This is a genomic window from Vibrio inusitatus, assembly GCA_024346935.1.
In the GTDB taxonomy this organism is placed as follows: domain Bacteria; phylum Pseudomonadota; class Gammaproteobacteria; order Enterobacterales; family Vibrionaceae; genus Vibrio; species Vibrio inusitatus.
Genome location: AP024878.1, coordinates 2,076,070 through 2,093,642, shown reverse-complemented (window position 1 = coordinate 2,093,642; position 17,573 = coordinate 2,076,070). Strand labels below are relative to the sequence as shown.

The 17,573-nt window shown below is 44.7% G+C and carries 15 protein-coding genes and 2 pseudogenes; 11 read left to right on the top strand and 6 right to left on the bottom strand.

Annotation, left to right across the window (positions count from 1 at the left end; translation table 11 throughout):
• Positions 1 to 16: 16 nt before the first annotated feature.
• The 3 genes from OCU48_RS09600 to OCU48_RS09590 all read right to left on the bottom strand — a co-directional run bounded on the left by OCU48_RS09600 (position 17) and on the right by OCU48_RS09590 (position 3,373).
• Positions 17 to 1,330, bottom strand: a complete 1,314-nt coding sequence (locus OCU48_RS09600; RefSeq protein WP_141346025.1) for an anti-phage deoxyguanosine triphosphatase — start codon at positions 1,328 to 1,330, stop codon at positions 17 to 19.
• A 22-nt stretch (positions 1,331 to 1,352) separates the two neighbouring features.
• Complete coding sequence (gene yfbR / locus OCU48_RS09595; RefSeq protein WP_141346027.1) at positions 1,353 to 1,940, bottom strand: 5'-deoxynucleotidase; 588 nt, start codon at positions 1,938 to 1,940, stop codon at positions 1,353 to 1,355.
• 218 nt (positions 1,941 to 2,158) lie between these two features.
• Positions 2,159 to 3,373, bottom strand: coding sequence for a pyridoxal phosphate-dependent aminotransferase (locus tag OCU48_RS09590; RefSeq protein ID WP_141346029.1), 1,215 nt, complete (start codon positions 3,371 to 3,373; stop codon positions 2,159 to 2,161).
• A gap of 228 nt (positions 3,374 to 3,601) precedes the next feature.
• Here OCU48_RS09590 and OCU48_RS09585 point away from each other — a divergent pair, with 228 nt between their 5' ends.
• The 6 genes from OCU48_RS09585 to OCU48_RS09560 all read left to right on the top strand — a co-directional run bounded on the left by OCU48_RS09585 (position 3,602) and on the right by OCU48_RS09560 (position 10,211).
• On the top strand, positions 3,602 to 4,906 hold the full coding sequence (locus OCU48_RS09585; protein WP_141346031.1) for an isochorismate synthase: 1,305 nt from the start codon (positions 3,602 to 3,604) through the stop codon (positions 4,904 to 4,906).
• A complete protein-coding gene (menD, locus tag OCU48_RS09580; protein ID WP_141346033.1) occupies positions 4,903 to 6,606 on the top strand; it encodes a 2-succinyl-5-enolpyruvyl-6-hydroxy-3-cyclohexene-1-carboxylic-acid synthase in 1,704 nt (567 codons plus the stop codon). Before OCU48_RS09585 ends, menD begins: the two co-directional genes overlap by 4 nt.
• Before the next feature lie 6 nt (positions 6,607 to 6,612).
• Positions 6,613 to 7,410, top strand: coding sequence for a 2-succinyl-6-hydroxy-2,4-cyclohexadiene-1-carboxylate synthase (gene menH / locus OCU48_RS09575; protein WP_141346035.1), 798 nt, complete (start codon positions 6,613 to 6,615; stop codon positions 7,408 to 7,410).
• A 49-nt stretch (positions 7,411 to 7,459) separates the two neighbouring features.
• Complete coding sequence (gene menC, locus OCU48_RS09570) at positions 7,460 to 8,455, top strand: o-succinylbenzoate synthase (RefSeq protein ID WP_141346037.1); 996 nt, start codon at positions 7,460 to 7,462, stop codon at positions 8,453 to 8,455.
• A gap of 55 nt (positions 8,456 to 8,510) precedes the next feature.
• Complete coding sequence (menE, locus tag OCU48_RS09565) at positions 8,511 to 9,878, top strand: o-succinylbenzoate--CoA ligase (RefSeq protein WP_244312320.1); 1,368 nt, start codon at positions 8,511 to 8,513, stop codon at positions 9,876 to 9,878.
• 132 nt (positions 9,879 to 10,010) lie between these two features.
• On the top strand, positions 10,011 to 10,211 hold the full coding sequence (locus tag OCU48_RS09560) for a hypothetical protein (RefSeq protein WP_141346041.1): 201 nt from the start codon (positions 10,011 to 10,013) through the stop codon (positions 10,209 to 10,211).
• A 15-nt stretch (positions 10,212 to 10,226) separates the two neighbouring features.
• Here OCU48_RS09560 and OCU48_RS09555 read toward each other — a convergent pair whose 3' ends face one another.
• Complete coding sequence (locus OCU48_RS09555; RefSeq protein WP_141346043.1) at positions 10,227 to 11,150, bottom strand: YeiH family protein; 924 nt, start codon at positions 11,148 to 11,150, stop codon at positions 10,227 to 10,229.
• 243 nt (positions 11,151 to 11,393) lie between these two features.
• Here OCU48_RS09555 and OCU48_RS19730 point away from each other — a divergent pair.
• The 4 genes and pseudogenes from OCU48_RS19730 to OCU48_RS09540 all read left to right on the top strand — a co-directional run.
• Positions 11,394 to 11,775: pseudogene (locus OCU48_RS19730) on the top strand (Tim44 domain-containing protein); the annotation flags it as partial.
• A gap of 86 nt (positions 11,776 to 11,861) precedes the next feature.
• Positions 11,862 to 12,278 (top strand): annotated as a pseudogene (locus tag OCU48_RS19725) (Tim44 domain-containing protein); the annotation flags it as partial.
• A gap of 287 nt (positions 12,279 to 12,565) precedes the next feature.
• Positions 12,566 to 12,808, top strand: coding sequence for a GlsB/YeaQ/YmgE family stress response membrane protein (locus OCU48_RS09545; RefSeq protein ID WP_141346046.1), 243 nt, complete (start codon positions 12,566 to 12,568; stop codon positions 12,806 to 12,808).
• Between the two features lie 92 nt (positions 12,809 to 12,900).
• Positions 12,901 to 13,194, top strand: a complete 294-nt coding sequence (locus tag OCU48_RS09540) for a YkgJ family cysteine cluster protein (protein ID WP_141346047.1) — start codon at positions 12,901 to 12,903, stop codon at positions 13,192 to 13,194.
• A gap of 59 nt (positions 13,195 to 13,253) precedes the next feature.
• Here the strand turns inward: OCU48_RS09540 and pta are convergent, their stop codons facing one another.
• Positions 13,254 to 15,386: a phosphate acetyltransferase gene (pta, locus tag OCU48_RS09535; protein ID WP_141346049.1), complete on the bottom strand. Its 2,133-nt coding sequence runs from the start codon at positions 15,384 to 15,386 to the stop codon at positions 13,254 to 13,256.
• Positions 15,387 to 15,479: 93 nt separating this feature from the next.
• Positions 15,480 to 16,676: an acetate kinase gene (locus OCU48_RS09530; RefSeq protein WP_141346051.1), complete on the bottom strand. Its 1,197-nt coding sequence runs from the start codon at positions 16,674 to 16,676 to the stop codon at positions 15,480 to 15,482.
• A 331-nt stretch (positions 16,677 to 17,007) separates the two neighbouring features.
• Between OCU48_RS09530 and yfbV the strand changes: the two genes are divergently transcribed.
• The gene (gene yfbV / locus OCU48_RS09525) at positions 17,008 to 17,460 is read left to right on the top strand and encodes a terminus macrodomain insulation protein YfbV (RefSeq protein ID WP_141346053.1); all 453 of its coding nucleotides are present in this window, start codon (positions 17,008 to 17,010) and stop codon (positions 17,458 to 17,460) included.
• The last annotated feature ends 113 nt before the right edge of the window (positions 17,461 to 17,573 follow it).

Genomic DNA, 17,573 nt, shown 5'->3' with positions numbered 1-17,573 from the left:
TGCTAACTTGTAAACATCAGCTTGCGAACATCTTGGAGTGCATCTTTTGCGCATAACCATCGGTCATGGCCGAAATATAGTCACAGATGACTCTAAACCCTTGGTCTTGTTGATCTCTAGCTAATCTCCATTTGTTTTTGGTTGCCTCTGGAAGCAGTCTTTCTGGATCGCCACTCAGTGCTTCAAACAAGTCGATAACCACTTGCTGCCCCTTGTATTCAATTAGCTGAACTTCAGTGGCTTGAATGACATAGTGGCTGACGAACCCTTTAAATACGTCCAATACATCAAGCATCGGAGCGTGAAGGGTAGCGTTTAACTGAATGAGAGAGTGACTAAATTCACTATCTGTTACCTCAGTAATTTCAGCACTAGTTAGCAAGGCATTAACGATACTGCCAATGGCATCTTTGCGCAGGTAATGCTCCCCGGAAAATAGTTGCTCACTTAAGCGATTTATTTCAGCCTCCATCCAAGGGTGACCGCAATCGGCAAGCTTGCTGGCTGCAGATTCAAGCCATTGCTGCTTAGAGACTAGGCCTAGGACAATGGCATCTTCGAGATCATGTACGCCATAAGCAATATCATCGGCAAGCTCCATGATGGAACAATCTAGGGATTTGAAGCGGGTCTTCTTGGTGGCATATCGGTTACCAGTATGCACTTTGAGGCTACAAAATGGATCTATGTCCTGTGCGGGTAACCCTTGCAGGACCCAATCAAAATAGGTGTTATCAATATCAAATACGCCCTTTGCAGGTGTCCATCGACTTGCCTTAAGTTGCCTTGGGTTATCTATACCGTCGGGTATCGAATCACGCTCTACTTTGCTTAGTAGTGAGGGGTATTTGAGAAGCCCAAGCAAAGTGCGTCGGCACAGATTCATGCCGTGGTGCTGTGTATAGGGCTCAAGTTGGCTGACGATTCTAAAGGTCTGCGCATTACCCTCAAATCCACCATGCTCCCGCATCATGTAATTGAGAGCGACCTCACCCCCATGTCCGTAAGGTGGATGACCGATATCATGGGCAAGGCACAAAGTTTCAATCAGGCTAGTGGTGGGAAGTATCGAAATAAGATCAGGATGCTTTGATTGCAATTGAGCGAGAATGCCAGAACCTATCTGCGCAGCCTCTAGAGAGTGGGTGAGTCGCGTGCGATGGAAATCATTGCCGCCAGCACCATGTACCTGAGTTTTAGCCTGTAAGCGCCTAAAGGCAGCGGAATGCAACACTCTTGCCCTATCTCTTTGATAAGGGTCTCGGTGATCATTGAGTCGTGCTTTGTGCTCTTCGTTTATACGCTGTTGCCAGAGGCTTTCTACTTCCATGTGATTCAACTACTTTTTTGGGTTAACTGATCTCATCAAGAGTCAACTCGAAGCTTGCTGAGAAGGTTTTTAGGAAATAACACATTTCCGGAGAGTCCCTCTCTTGAAGTGTTTGCTCGAGACGTCGTTTCGCTGCAGCAAACTCGTGATTCCCAGCAGAGAGTTCTTCTAGACATTTTAAATAGGCACAAATGCAGTCAGCTTGCTTCACCAGCGAGTGTTCTTCTTCTGTGGCTTCGCCGCTAATCAAAAATGGCTTAAAGTCTTCCATTAATTCTTCTGGAACCATAGACAGGAGCTTCTCTTCTGCGGCCGCTTCAATCTTTTTGTATTCTTTGGCAATGAACGGATTATAGTATTTTACTGGAGTAGGAAGATCGCCAGTCAGAACCTCACTACTGTCGTGATACATGCCCAGCACTGCTATGCGTTCAGGTTTGACATTGCCATCGAATTTCTTGTTTTTGATGATGGCAAGTGCATGCGCAACAAACGCAACCTGAAGGCTATGCTCTGAGATGTTTTCTTTGGAAACAGAACGCATCAGTGGCCAGCGCTGAATAAGCTTCATTCGAGCTAAATGGGCAAAAAAGTGGCTTTCTTTGTGCATGCTAATCAACCTTGTAGTAATACCAATCGTAGTAAATAACTGTTCAGCCTAGCTGGTTAAAATACTAGATAACGGCGTTAGTGTTTTTGATTGTAGAACAACTACTTATAAAAAAACCTGCCTTGTTATCTAGCTTTTTCCCTGCGCTATTTCTGACCACTTACTTACTGTCATTGGTATAAGACAAAAAAAGAGGCACTAGGCCTCTTTAACGTAAGTTATTGTGAGTACTGCGTGATGAAGCGCTCGAAGCGTCCTATCGCCACTTCGAGGTCTTCGATATGTGGCAAGGTCACAATCCTAAAGTGATCAGGCTTTGGCCAGTTAAATCCAGAGCCCTGGACTAGGAGCACCTTTTCTTGTTTCAAAAAGTCTAGCACCATTTTCTGGTCATCATGGATTTTGTAAATCTTAGGATCTAATTTAGGGAACAGATATAGCGCCCCTTTGGGTTTGACACACGACACGCCGGGGATAGAAGTGATCATCTCAAATGCTTTATCTCGTTGCTCCAGAAGTCTTCCTCCGGGCAGTATCAACTCGTTGATACTTTGGTAGCCACCTAAAGCTGTTTGCACGGCGTGTTGCATGGGTACATTGGCACACAGTCGCATAGATGAAAGCATATCTAAGCCATCGATATAGCCTTTTGCGAGATGTTGTGGACCTGTAATGAACATCCAACCACTGCGGAAACCACAAATACGGTACGCTTTCGAAAGACCGTTGAAGGTCACCATCACTACGTCGTCTGCCAGAGTGGCAATTGAGGTGTGAGTGGCCCCATCGTAAAGAATTTTGTCGTAGATTTCGTCGGCAAAGATAATGAGGTTGTGCTCGCGAGCGACCTCAATGATTTGCAGTAATAGATCGCGACTGTAGACCGCTCCGGTCGGATTGTTAGGATTGATCAGAACAAGGCCGCGCGTTTTCGGCGTGATCTTCGACCTGATATCGGCGATATCAGGGAACCAATCAGATTGCTCATCACATAGGTAATGAACAGGGTTACCACCCGATAATGAAACTGCCGCTGACCACAAAGGATAATCAGGCGCAGGTACCAGTAATTCGTCACCATTGTTGAGGAGAGCTTGCATCGCCATCACGATCAACTCAGAGACGCCGTTACCCATATATACGTCTTCAACGTCTAAGGAACGTAATCCTTTTCTTTGATAATACTGAACGACGGCCTTACGAGCAGAGTAAATACCTTTAGAGTCACAGTACCCTTGAGAAGTGGGTAGGTTTCTCAGTACATCGACTAGAATTTCATCAGGGGTATCAAAACCAAACGGGGCGGGGTTGCCGATATTCAGTTTAAGAATTTTATGCCCTTCTTCTTCCATGCGTTTAGCATGTTTGAGTACGGGACCACGAATGTCGTAGCATACATTATCGAGTTTTGATGACATCTCGATATTTTTCATTGTTAACCCTTAGAGTTTATCGATGTTAATAGTGTCAAATTACACCAAATTGATGATTTTGAGTAGAAAAATCTGTACCCAAACCATTGAGTTACGCCCATTTCAGAGCTTAAATTTATGTTTGCTCTACAATTGTAGTTGTCCTGCTTGATTTGGCTAATCAGTCGCCCTAGAGTATGCGCATGAACAGGGTAAATCTTAAGAGAAAATAGAGAGTTAGAGGTCACATTGTCTCATCTTGCAAATGCTATTAAACAACTCGCCCAACAAATTGAATCCGCGCCGAGCGATGCCTGCCGTGTAGAGGTGGCCATTGAAGAGTTGTGCGCCGATTCTGTTCTGCCGTGGATGGGAAACCAATCTTTGTTTCCTAAATTTTATTGGCAGTCCCGTGACACCACAGAAGAAGTGGTTGCGTTGGGGCAAGCTAGAACGTTTAACGAGATCAACCCAGCCTATTCGGTACTTAATCGGGGTCAAAGAATTTGGGGCGGGTATGCCTTCCCTTATAAAGAAATTAAAGGGCGTTGCCTGAACTCATTTTTCTTTTTACCTCATATTGAACTAGTGAGAAGAAAACAAGATTGGTTTTTAGCAGCTAACTTGATGGAAGACCGAGATGCTGTGCGTCGCGCTGTCTATCGCCTCAACAGCGATGTGATGCAACTTTCTGAGCAATTGCCGACAGTTCGTGATGTTTTACACACTCCGAATAAAGACTTGTGGAATGATAATGTCGAACTGGCATTAGATGCTATCCATAATGGTGAATTAAAAAAAGTGGTGTTGGCTCGTCAAAGCACCATTAAGCTGAATTCTACATTGCAGGGTATTGAGTTGTTAGCTTTGAGTCGTCAGCAAAACCGTCATAGCTTTCACTTTCTATTTCAGCTCGAAGAGGGCCACTCGTTTATTGGTTCGACTCCCGAGCGATTATACAGTCGCCGTGGTCAGCTGATTGAAACCGAGGCACTAGCAGGCACTATTGGTCGGCACAGCAACCCTGCACAAGACTTACAATTAGCTAACTGGCTGATTAATGACAAGAAAAACTTGCAAGAAAATCAATATGTGGTGGATGACATCGTTGAAAGCTTAGCACCGTTTTGCTCAAACATTGAGGTAGAAGGCGAAGCTCGTTTGGTGCGTCTTCGTCGTGTTCAGCATTTAAAGCGTCACATACAAGCTGAGCTAACCAAACATGCAGATAGAGGGCGACTTCTGCAAGCTCTGCAACCAACAGCAGCAGTCGCAGGACTACCTAGACGCTTAGCGTTAGAATTTATCGAGCGACATGAGCCGTTTTCACGAGCTTGGTATAGCGGTTCTGTAGGGTATATTAGTGAACAAAGCGCAGAGTTTTGTGTGGCTATTCGTAGCGCACTAGTTCAAGAGGATAACCTGCACCTGTTTGCTGGGGCAGGTATTGTACCTGGCTCACAAGCTGAGCATGAATGGCAGGAGTTGGATAAGAAAATGTCGACACTATTAAGTCTCATCACAGAGCAAAGTGTGCTGGAACAGGCTTCATGATTAGGCTATCACTTGATAGCTTATCTCAAGCACAAATAAATAGAGTTTGGTCGGCAGTTTTACTCGAAGAAGCGACCCGATTTGGTGCCAGGCATGTGTGCATTGCGCCCGGTTCTCGCTCAACACCGTTAGCTCTCGAATCTATCCAACAAAGCAATCTCACTGTGCATACTCATTTTGATGAGCGTGGCTTGGGCTTTTTTGCTTTGGGCCTTGCTAAGGCAACTCAAACTCCCGTAGTGGTTGTTGTTACTTCAGGCACCGCTGTTGCCAATCTACTTCCTGCGGTCGTAGAGGCAAACCTTACGGGTGAAAAGCTTATTTTAATGACGGCTGACAGGCCAATGCAATTAGTTGGTGTTGGCGCCAACCAAGCGATTGTGCAACAAGGTTTATTCTCAAGTCATGTTGTTTCTGAGTTAAACCTATCGAGTCCCAATGCCTCTATAAATATGCGTTGGTTGCTCTCTCAATATGATGAAGTGCTGCATATACAGCGTGAAAAAGGCGGTCCTGTACACATTAACTGTCCGTTTCCTGAGCCTCTCTACGTTGATGATTCTCCGCTATTATCACAGCTAGATGCTTTGCCTTTGAATTGGCTTAATTCGAATGAAATCTTTGTGCAAAGGGAAGGATGCACTCGCATTGATGCCTTTGCTGAATTTCTAGATGTTCATAAAAATAAAAAAGGGCTAGTCATAATTGGTCGACTGCCTTTTGAACAATCAATAAAGGTCAAACAATTAGCACAGCAACTAGGCTGGCCAATGTTATGCGATCCCCAATCAGGTATAAGCTCTGAATGGCAGGGTTATGATGTATGGCTACAAAACGACCTAGCTAAGTCTCAGTTAGCGCAATGTGATTTAGTCGTTCAATTTGGTGCTCGACTGGTTTCAAAGCGATTATTAGCATTTTTGAAACTGCGGGTCATGGAACAAGACTTTAGGGCTTATGCATTGCTTTGTGATGAGGGCGGCTCTTTAAATCCGGATTATTTGCCTATGCAACGATTTCCGGCGCAGTGGCACATTGATAATCCCATGTCCTCGCAAAGTCATGGCTGGGCTGATGATCTGAAACCCTACTCTGAGCTAGTTACTCGTCAGGCAGGTAAATTATGCCGTGATGATATTACTGAATTAGAAATAACCCATCGACTTTCAGAGATCACCGATGGCTATCAGCTTTTTCTTGGCAATAGTCTTGGTGTTCGACTTGTCGATATGGTGTCTAAAGCTTTAAATGTTGAAACCTATTCAAATAGGGGAGCCTCAGGGATTGACGGTATTGTAGCGACTAGTGCTGGAGTGGCCAGTGGCTCAAGTAAACCAACTCTAACGTTAATTGGAGACACTTCATTACTGCATGACCTTAATTCTCTCGCATTGATCGCGGATAAGGGCTGTATTGTATTGGTTTTGAACAATGATGGGGGAGCTATCTTTGATATGTTGCCTGTGGATGAAAACCACAAACAGCGCCTTTATCAGATGCCTCACGGTTTTCAATTCAAACGCGCTGCACAACAGTTTGGTATGGGATATGAACAACCTAAAACTTGGCAACAGTTACAGCAAGTTATTGCAGGTTTTGAGTCATCAGGTTCTCGTTCACTGTTGATTGAGGTGGTCACTCCCCCTAATGAGGCCTCAAACCATATAAAAGCGTTAGTGTCAGCGTTCAAAGGGCACTAACTTCTTTTGTCTATCATATCTCCTCTTAAGGTTTTAATAAGCACTCCTACAGCACGTTTGGTCTTTGTGCATGGTTTTTTGGGAAGCCGTGCTGATTGGAATCCAGTGGTTCAATATCTTCCAGACAGTGTTGATGTGTATGCCTTAGATCTTCCGGGGCACGGCTGCGCTAAGCAACTGCGACCTAAGAGTTTTAAGGGCTTCGTCGATGAGATAAAGGGACAGTTGCAACATCTTCCTGATGATGGCATTCCATTATTCTTGGTGGGGTACTCTCTAGGTGCACGACTACTGATGCATCTGGCAACTCAGTTTGATGCTGATGAATGTTCGATTGCCGGATTTGTGATCGAAGGTGGAAACTTTGGTCTGCAACAAGAGTCTGAGATAGAGTCCCGCTGGGAGAATGATTGTCGATGGATTACTCGTTTTAAAGCGTGCCCATTAACTGAAGTACTTGTTGATTGGTATCAGCAGGGCGTATTCGCATCACTTACTTTTGATCAAAGAAAGGGGCTGATTGAAGAGCGCTTAAACAATGATGGCGAGGCGTTGGCTGAGGTACTGTCGGCAACTTCACTCGCTAAACAAGACTACTTGTTGCCATTGCTGCAAAGCGCAAAGCATAAAATCTACTATATTGCAGGAGAGAATGACGAGAAGTTTTGTCGATTGTATGAATCTAGCAAGGTTGGTTATGAGGTAATTTCAGGAGCAGGACATAATGCTCATAAAGATCAACCTAACAAATATGCCAAAAAATTGACTCAGCTCTTATCCCTTAGAGACACAGACTCGTTATGATGCCCCCCGATTGGTGCTTCCACCAATGTTGGCTTAGGAAATAATAATTATGAGAAAAGCTAATTTATACCGTTATCAGTTAGAGATGGATAGCGGTGTTATATTGCGTGAACAACGATTGACCCAACGAGAAGGTTGGATTGTCGAACTATTTGAAGATGGCCGTGTTGGCCGTGGCGAGATTGCCCCTCTAGCTGGATTTAGCCATGAAAGTATGGACCAAGCGTTTGTTGAGGTCGTCGCTCGACTTGAAAAGTGGGTAGCAGGGGAGGCATTAAATAGTACCTGTCACTATCCTTCCGTAGCATTCGGATTATCTATGGCCGAGTATGAGTTGAAAGGCTTGTTGGGCGAAAAAGGTAGTTATCAAGCAGCACCATTGTGTAATGGCGATCCTGATGACTTGATCCCAGCCCTTGATGCGATGCATGGTGAAAAGGTTGCGAAAATCAAAGTGGGCCTATATGAGCCGATACGTGATGGAATGTTGATCAGCTTGTTTTTGGAGTCAGTCCCTGATTTACAGCTTAGACTTGATGCAAATCGTGCTTGGGATCTAGATAAAGCAAAGCTTTTTGCAAAAAAAATCAAACCATCACTGCGATCACGAATTCAATTTATTGAAGAGCCTTGTCGTGCTCCTGGGGATAGCCTTATCTTCGCTATTGATACCGGTATTGCGATTGGCTGGGATGAAACCCTACAAAACGGTGTAATGAACCCTGACTTCAATTTAGAGTTCTTGACGGGTGCCAAAGCCATAATAATCAAACCGATGCTGATTGGTAACATAGAACGTTGTATTCAGCTGATTGAGAAAGCACAGGCCGCGGGTTTGATGGCTGTAATTAGCTCAAGCATCGAGTCAAGCTTAGGGCTAGATCAGCTCGCTCGTTTTGCTCATCAATTTACACCAATGACCACACCGGGTTTAGATACCCTACAGTTATTTAAAGAACAACTTCATACGTCGTGGCCTGGGAGTGACTTACCGGTGAGAAGCCTTAGCGCTCAAACATTAGTTTGGCATCAGAGCTCGGACTAATCTTTTGTTAGTGTCTAACTTCGATCAATGCTCACCTCTTTCTTATTGGAGCAACTTGCCTAATAGGAAAGGGGTAGCAGATCTCTCCGCACTACAAATAGGTTCTCTCAACTACTCTTGGGTTGAGTTAGCAGACTATGTTGCTAATGTTCAAAAACAGTTTTTTTCTCAGAACTTAGAAAGTGGCGATGTGTTATTGGTGGTAACAGCCCACAGTTCCTTCGAGAGCTTGATTGTTTATCTAGCCGCTTTGGAAAGCGGTATTATTGTCGCTTTTGTACCTGCGCTCCCCCATGCGGAACTGAAGAAACGAATTGCAATTCTGAGCAGTATGGCATGCTTTGTTTGTCCCTCAGTGAAAGACCAATCCATTGAGCTTCCAAACACGCTTGTTATTGATTGCTTTGAAGCAAGAGATGATAAGACACCGCGCTGCAGACAATTTACTTCATCCAATATTACAAGCTTGATTTTTACTTCGGGTTCGACTGGAGATCCCAAAGCCGTAGCGCATACCGCGGCGAATCACCTCGCTTCTGCTGGTGGATTGAAAAACGAATTTGGTTTTGATCATAGCAGTACTTGGCTTTTATCTTTGCCTCTGTTTCATGTTTCTGGCCTTGCTATAGTATGGCGTTGGCTATTGAGTGGTTGCTGCTTGCGCATCAAACAGGGGAAGGGTTTAACTCTAGATGGGGTAACTCATACCTCAATGGTACCAACGCAATTACTGAGAGTATTAGAGCAGAACAAGCCCATTGAACTTGAACGCGTGTTGCTTGGCGGGGCTATCATACCTCATCAATTGGCTAGCCTAGCAAAGGAGCGTGGTGTTGATACTTGGGCAGGCTACGGCCTTACTGAGATGGCATCTACAGTGACAGCTAAGCGGGTAGACGAGCATGACACGGTAGGTAAGGTACTTGGGCATCGACAGATTAGAGTTCGGGAGCAACGAATCTTTGTTTGTGGGGATACCCTGGCAGCAGGTTACTGGCGAAAGGGGATATTGCATCCGCTGTTGTTAGTTGACGGTTGGTTTGACACTAAAGATCTTGGGCAATGGCACAATGACGAGTTAGTGATCCTTGGACGAGTAGACAATCAATTTATTTCTGGCGGCGAGAATGTACATTGTGAAGAAATAGAACGAGTGTTGCTCAAACACCCTCTTGTTCAACAAGTGTTTATTGTGCCGGTTACGGATAGGGTCTTTGGACATCGCCCAGTCGCCACTCTATCGCTCAATGGAGCAAAGCTGGATCCTTACCTAGAGTCCGAATTCAGGGCGCTGTGCCAATCTCATTTGCAAGGTTTTAAACACCCAATTGCGTATTACACTATTCCTGAGCGATTGCTTGGGCAAGGTATTAAGGTGTCTAGAGCGCAGTTGAGAGAATGGCTACTGCTCGCCAGACAATAATCACCACTTAAAATCATTTGTTATGACTTAGAGCTAAAGGTGATTTTTTAATCTTCTCGTATGGAGTCATAATTCTGTTCCAGTAAACAAGGAATCGAAGGAAGTCCCTTTCTTCGTTAAATGGAATGAATTATGTATGCTCTTTGGGCTCTAGTGGCTGTATCCCTTGCTATCGCACTCTCTGATGATGGCCTTATTGGTTCAATTGCCGAAGCCGTTGGTTTTGTTTTGGTGCTCAGTATTGTCATAAAATGTGGTCGCGCCAATGCGAGAAAAAGCAGCCGACGTATGATGTCTCGGATTAAACCGAGTCACTATGACAAAGTGTTATAGCCCAAAATAAAATGGTTAGTAAAGTAGCCATACTAGCGTGCCGATAGAAATTGCTAGCCACAACCCTACACCAAATAACAAAGGTTTCAGACCTGCCTCTTTAACTTGCTCTAAGGAGATAGCAGAACCGATTAAGAACAAACACGCAACTAGTGTTTGCTTAGCCACAGAGAAAGTCATGTGATAAAGCGTCTCAAACTGAGGTAAAAGATCACTGACCACCACCGCTGCAATATAAAGAAAAATAAAGGTAGGGATCTGTAACTTCTGCTTTCCTTTTCCAAAGTACCATGCGCTGCCAAGAGCAACAGGAATGATCCACAATGCACGAGCCAGTTTTAGAGTAGTCGCTGTTCTTAAAGCCTCTTCACCATAGGCACCAGCAGCACCTACTACCGATGAGGTATCGTGAATAGCGATAGCCGCCCAAACCCCAAAGGTGTGTTGATCTAGGTTCAGTGCATGGCCTATGACAGGAAAGACGAACAGCGCCACGGAATTAAGAATAAAGACAACCGCGAGTGCTAAGCCGGTTTGATTGGCGTTGGCATTGATTGCAGGGGAGACCGCCGCAATGGCGCTGCCTCCGCAAATAGCAGTACCACTAGAGATAAGGTAACCGGTTTTTTTGTCTAGACCTATCTTGATAGCGATCCAGGTTCCCAAGATCAGCGTAACAAAGATAGTGGTAACAATGAGTCCGATCCCGCTAGAGGTTGCTTTAAATGCTTCGGAAAGGGAAATCCCAAAACCTAGCCCAATAATTGAATAGCTCAGCAGTTTTTTTGTCCACTTGGCAATAGGGACATTAGTGGGTACCCAACCGAGTTGAGAGAGTATTAACCCTAAAACCAGGGCTGAAGGCGATTGCAACCACGGTGTGAAACAAAGGACTAACACCACAAAAAATGGAATATGAGACTTGGATAACTGCTGCATGGATTCGATTTATAGAAAATTCAGTTCTTTATGATAACGATAGCCACTTATTTTCGCGAATTAATGTGCTTTTTAGTACTCAAAGTTCTATATAAAATGACGTATATTCCATGTGGTGATTAAAAAGAGTGTGATCCAGTACGATATTGCAATAAACTTTAACAACTCAATGTCGAAACTAAGTTCAAATTTTGAACTCTTATAGGTAATATTGAGCAGATTCTTAAAAACAAAAGAGAGAATATGAAACGCATTTTTTCGATTATGGCTGTATTGCTAGTATCAGTTTCTATGGTGTACACACCGGTTTCTGAAGCTAAGCGATTTGGCGGCGGTAAGTCTTTCGGCAAGAGCTTTAAAACAGCACCTGCACCAAGGGCTCAACCTACTAACACTAATTCGGTGAACAACAAAGGCACACAAACTTCTCGCAAGGGCGGTTTAATGGGTGGCTTGATGGGAGGGTTGCTAGCAGGTGGCCTTCTTGCGGCGTTCTTCGGTGGCGCTTTTGAAGGTATCCAATTTATGGATATCTTGATCATGGGTTTGATTGCTTTCTTTGCATTCAAATTCTTGCGAGGCATGCTCGGCTCGAAAGCCGGTAGCATGAATCAGCAACGAGCGGCATACTCAAGCGGCCCTCAAGGTAATTCTCAGAATACTCAGTTCAGACAGGAAGCAGAGCCTCAACCCTTCTCGCAACCTGCACCTGGCACTGGTTTTGGTAGTACTGCGCAATCTGACGTACCGCACAACTATCCACCGGGTTTTGACCATGCAGCGTTTGTGAACGGCTCACGCGAGCATTATCGTATCCTACAGGGTGCTTGGAACCACAACGAGCTAGAGACTATTCGTGAATATGTGTCTGCAAGCTTGTTCGACGACCTGCAATCTGAGCGTGCTTCATTGCAAGGCGAGCAACACACAGATGTGATGTTTGTGGATGCTGAAATTGTTCGTGCAGACTACGATGCTAACAAGGCACAGCTTAGCTTACAGTTTTCTGGTCGTTACCGAGACACTATTGAAGGTGTGGAAGAAGATATCAATGATATCTGGCACCTTGAGCGTGACTTGACAGCACAAAATGCACCTTGGTTGATTGTTGGTATTCAAGCTAACTAATTTATCGAGCATTAACGTGTTATCGAAGGCCTGAGCTATGCTCAGGCCTTTTTTATGCTTGAACGTTTCCAATCAAATTTGTGCGCTCTAAGGTTCCAGCTCAAGGCTGGAATGACGTTATGTTCAGCTTGGGTTGGGAGCGACTGCAATCCACTTTCGTCATGCTAAGGCACAAAGTGGCTATCTAATATCTGAAAACCACACAGATCCTAAATCTCACCTATTTTCCATCCTGTTAATCCTCAACTAACCTTACAGTCTAAATACATTGAGAAGGTATGTACGTTATGGGCTTTGTTCTGTTTTTGTTGATAGGTGCGCTAGCGGGTTGGCTGGCGGGCAACTTTATGAAAGGTGGTGGCTTTGGCTTAGTCGGTAATATTGTAGTGGGCATCCTTGGTGCAATCTTCGGTGGTTTTATCTTTAATATCTTGGGATTAACCGCTGGTGGCCTAGTGGGATCTTTAGTCACGGCAACGGTTGGTGCGGTATTGCTACTGTACATTGTCGGCTTAGTGAAAAAGGCTTAGAACGGGTAACAGTACTCTTTGCATCGGCAGAACACTTCGATATCACAGTCTAATGACGTATGATGCGATCAGATTATTAGAAGTAGAGCGCTATGGATACAATCCCTATTAAGCAAGAGCTTGAACCAGAAGTAAGCTGCAACACTTGTCGCGCTTGTTGCTGTCGGTTAGAAGTAATGATCATCACCGATACAGGTGTACCTGAAGAGCATATAGCAAGAGATAAGTGGGGAGGAGAGACCATGCTTCGTTTAGAAGACGGGTGGTGCTCTGCGGTGGATAGAGAGACACTAATGTGTAGTATCTATGAAAATCGCCCATGGATTTGTCGTGAATTCGAGATGGGTTCGTATGAGTGTCGCAACGAATGGCAACCTAGGAATTAATTCCCAATAAAAAGGGTCGGTAAATACCGACCCTTTTTCATTTCAGCAAGCAGTAAAAATTACTGAGTTGCTTGAATTGCTGTTAGAGCAACAGTGTAAACGATGTCGTCTACTAGTGCGCCACGAGACAAGTCATTTACTGGCTTACGCATGCCCTGAAGCATTGGACCAATAGAGACTAGGTCTGCTGAACGCTGTACCGCTTTGTAAGTTGTGTTACCAGTGTTTAGGTCTGGGAATACAAATACAGTTGCTTTACCCGCTACAGGAGAGTTCGGTGCTTTAGAAGCCGCTACGTTCTCCATGATTGCTGCATCGTACTGTAGAGGACCATCGATCACTAGATCAGGACGTTTCTCTTGAGCAAGTTTAGTTGCTTCACGTACTTTATCTACGTCTGCACCTTTACCTGACTCACCAGTAGAGTAAGAAATCATTGCAACACGTGGGTCGATACCGAATGCAGAAGCAGAATCCGCAGATTGAATAGCGATTTCAGCCAGTTGCTCAGCTGTTGGATCTGGGTTGATTGCACAGTCACCGTATACCAATACTTGATCAGGCAGAAGCATGAAGAAGATTGAAGAAACGATAGACGCATCAGGTGCAGTCTTGATGATTTGGAACGGAGGAACGATAGTATTGGCTGTGGTATGAACCGCACCAGATACTAGACCGTCTACTTCGCTTGCTTCCAGCATCATAGTGCCTAGGAATACTGAATCTTGTAGTTTCTCGCGAGCTACAACTTCAGTCATGCCTTTCTTAGAGCGAAGCTCTACTAGACGAGCAACGTAGTTTTCACGTACAGCATCAGAGTCGATGATCTCAACGCCAGCACCTAACTCAACACCTTGCTGTGCAGCAACGCGACGAATTTCGTCAGGGTTACCAAGAAGTACACAAGTTGCGATACCGCGCTCAGCACAGATAGCTGCAGCTTTAACAGTACGCGGCTCATCACCTTCAGGAAGAACGATACGCTTGTTAGCACGACGAGCAAATTCAGTTAGTTGGTAACGGAATGCTGGTGGGCTTAGGCGACGAGATGCAATTACACCTTCAGTTAGCGAGTCAATCCACTGGCCATCGATGTTGCCAGCTACATGATCGTTGATGAACTCAATACGCTCTTTATCGTCAGCTGGAACTTCTAGGCTAAAGCTTTGTAGGTTTAGAGAAGTCTGCCAAGTGTTGCCTTGTGCCTTGAAGATAGGAAGGCCAGCATCAAATGCAGGTTGGCAAAGGCTACGAATTTCCTCAGGGATGTCATAACCTCCCGTTAGAAGCACTGCACCAATATCTACGCCGTTCATAGCAGATAGAGCTGCTGCTACGATTACGTCTGGACGATCCGCCGACGTTACCAGTAGAGAGCCTGGTTTGAAGTGCTCGATCATGTTTGGCAGAGAGCGTGCACAGAATGTGATGCTCTTAATGCGGCGCTTATTGATTTCACCTTCATTGATGATGTCAGCATTAAGGTGCTTAGCCATATCAATTGCACGAGTTGCAATTAGATCAACTTTCCAAGGCACGCAACCTAGAACGCGCACAGGGCTAGAGTTGATGATTTCCATTGCTTTGACGTCAGCTTGTTTCGCAATGTCGCTTTCATCAAAGATCTCAGATAGATCAGGACGTGTGCGGCCAGCTTCGTCAACAGGAGCATTTACTTTGTTTACGATAACACCAGAGATGTTTTTGTTTTTCTTGCCGCCGTAGTTTGAAACTACGAATTCGATACGCTCAGCAAGTTGTGCCGCATTGTATGTGCCGGGGGTAGCAACAAATACGATTTCAGCACCTAGAGTTTTAGCAATCTCTGCGTTGATCTGGTGAGCAAATGTGTGCTTACGAGTAGGAACTAAACCTTCAATTAGAGTAACGTCTGAATCATTAATGCTGTTATAGCGCTCAACGATAGTCTCTAAAAGAATGTCTGTTTGTTCGTTACGGATAAGCGATTGTGTTTCATCCATTGGCACTGGAGTGCCAATCTTGATGTCATTGTTTGACTCAAGAATGGTTGATGTTAAATCAGGTTGGTTGCCGCCAGTACGTGGTTGGGCGATAGGCTTGTAAAACGATACGTTTACGCCTTTACGCTCCATAGCACGAATAATACCCATGCTAACACTAGTAAGACCAACACCAGCGCTAATTGGGACAAGCATAATGGTACGAGACATAGTCTGAAGACCTCGAAATGTAATGAAAAGTGACAGCTGGGGGACAGCTGAACCGAAACTAAAAGGGTGAGGAAAACCTCACCCTTTTAAAGATTAAAGACCAGCTAGACGAGCTGTGTCTTCTGCAATAACTAGCTCTTCGTTAGTAGAGATAACCATTGCAGGGATGCGGCTGTCAGTAGAAGTGATAGTACCTTCGCCACCGAAGCGAGCTTTAAGGTTTGCTTCACCGTCTACTTCAATACCGAATACGCCAAGACGGTTAAGAACCATCTCACGAATTGGAGCAGAGTTTTCACCGATACCACCAGTGAATACGATAGCGTCTAAACGACCTTCTAGCGTTGCTGTGTAGCCAGCAACGTACTTAGCTAGGCGGTGGCAGAATACGTCCATTGCGCGAGTCGCTTCTTCTTTCTCACCGTAGTTGTCTTCAACGAAACGACAGTCAGAAGTCACTTCAGTTAGACCTTGTAGGCCAGACTCTTTAGTTAGCATAGTGTTGATTTGATCAACTGTGTAACCTAGAGAATCGTGCAGGTGGAAGATGATAGCTGGGTCGATGTCACCACAACGAGTACCCATCACTAGACCTTCAAGAGGAGTTAGACCCATAGAAGTATCTACAGACTTACCGTTTTTGATTGCACAAACAGAAGCACCGTTACCTAGGTGACAGTTGATGATGTTTAGCTCATCAGCAGGTTTACCTAGTTGCTCAGCTGTTTCGCGAGCGATGAACAGGTGAGAAGTACCGTGCATGCCGTAGCGACGGATGCCGTGCTCTTTGTATAGGTTGTATGGTAGAGCGTACAGGTAAGCTTCTTCAGGCATAGTCTGGTGGTAAGCAGTATCGAATACAGCAGACATTGGAAGTGCAGGGAATGCTTTTTGAGCAGCCTTAATACCAACAATAGCTGCAGGATTGTGTAGAGGTGCAAGAGCTGCACAGTCTTCGATACCCTTAACAACATCATCAGTGATAAGTGCTGATTCAGTGAATTTCTCACCACCGTGAACAACACGGTGGCCGATAGCACCAAGTTGCTCAGATAGTTCTGGTTTAGAAGCTAGGATAGTGTCTACGATAAAAGTTAGCGCTTGATCGTGAGCTGCACCGTTGCCAAGTGCTGCTTCGTGTTTGCCGTCCAGTTTCCACTTGATACGAGCTTCAGGAAGGTGCAGACACTCTGCAAGACCAGTAAGATGCTCTTCGCCGCTGTCCGCGTCAACGATAGCGAATTTAAGGGAAGAACTACCGCAGTTTAAAACTAAAACTAGCTTTGACATGTTTGTTTACCTGTATTTCATCTGATTATTCAGAAAGAATGAATTTAGTCTTCAAGAGTAGTCAAATTTCATTTGTGAAAGACTACTCTGTTTTCAATTGCAACAATTTCCCTTTGTTGAACGTATATACCTTGCAGGATACGTTTTACAATCCTTGCTAAGAGGCCTCGCTCTCGCCTAATATGTAGTTAGGCATGGTGCTATGGACGAGACGCTGACAAGGATAGCGATAATAGGTAAATATAACAAAAAAAATTGAAATTTCTTTATCTTTTATCAATTTTTTGTGTTTATTTTTTAAATCTTCAACTTTTTTTTAGCGGTTTTGGGTATGGTTGAAAAAGTAGGAATGCTTCACAGATTGAAAGACGGTCAGGCGTACATGGATCTTTGGCCTATGCGAAAAGAGCTTTCGCCGCTATTTCCTGAGCATCGTGTGATTACAGCCACTCGATTTGGCGTGCGAGTCATGCCTGCAGTCGCGGCTATTAGTGTGCTGACACAATTAACCTTCCAAAATGGTTCGGGACTGTCGCAAGCGATCATCGTTGCGTTGTTTGCTATCAGTTTACCGGTTCAAGGTTTCTGGTGGCTTGGAACTCGCTCTAACACTCTGCTGCCTCCTGCGCTTGCCAACTGGTACAGAGAAATTCATCAAAAGATTTTGGATTCTGGGGCTGCTTTAGAGCCACCCAAAGCCAAACCTCGTTATAAAGAACTCGCCCAACTACTGAATCGAGCGTTTAGGCAACTCGATAAAACCGTACTAGAACGCTGGTTCTAAATATTTTCAGTTTTTAGACCACTTTACTCCTGCTCATTTGAGCGCGCTTTTTTGATTAGTAGCGCTCCCCATTTCATATCATTTTCTTAAAACCCTCCTTTTGTGTGACATTT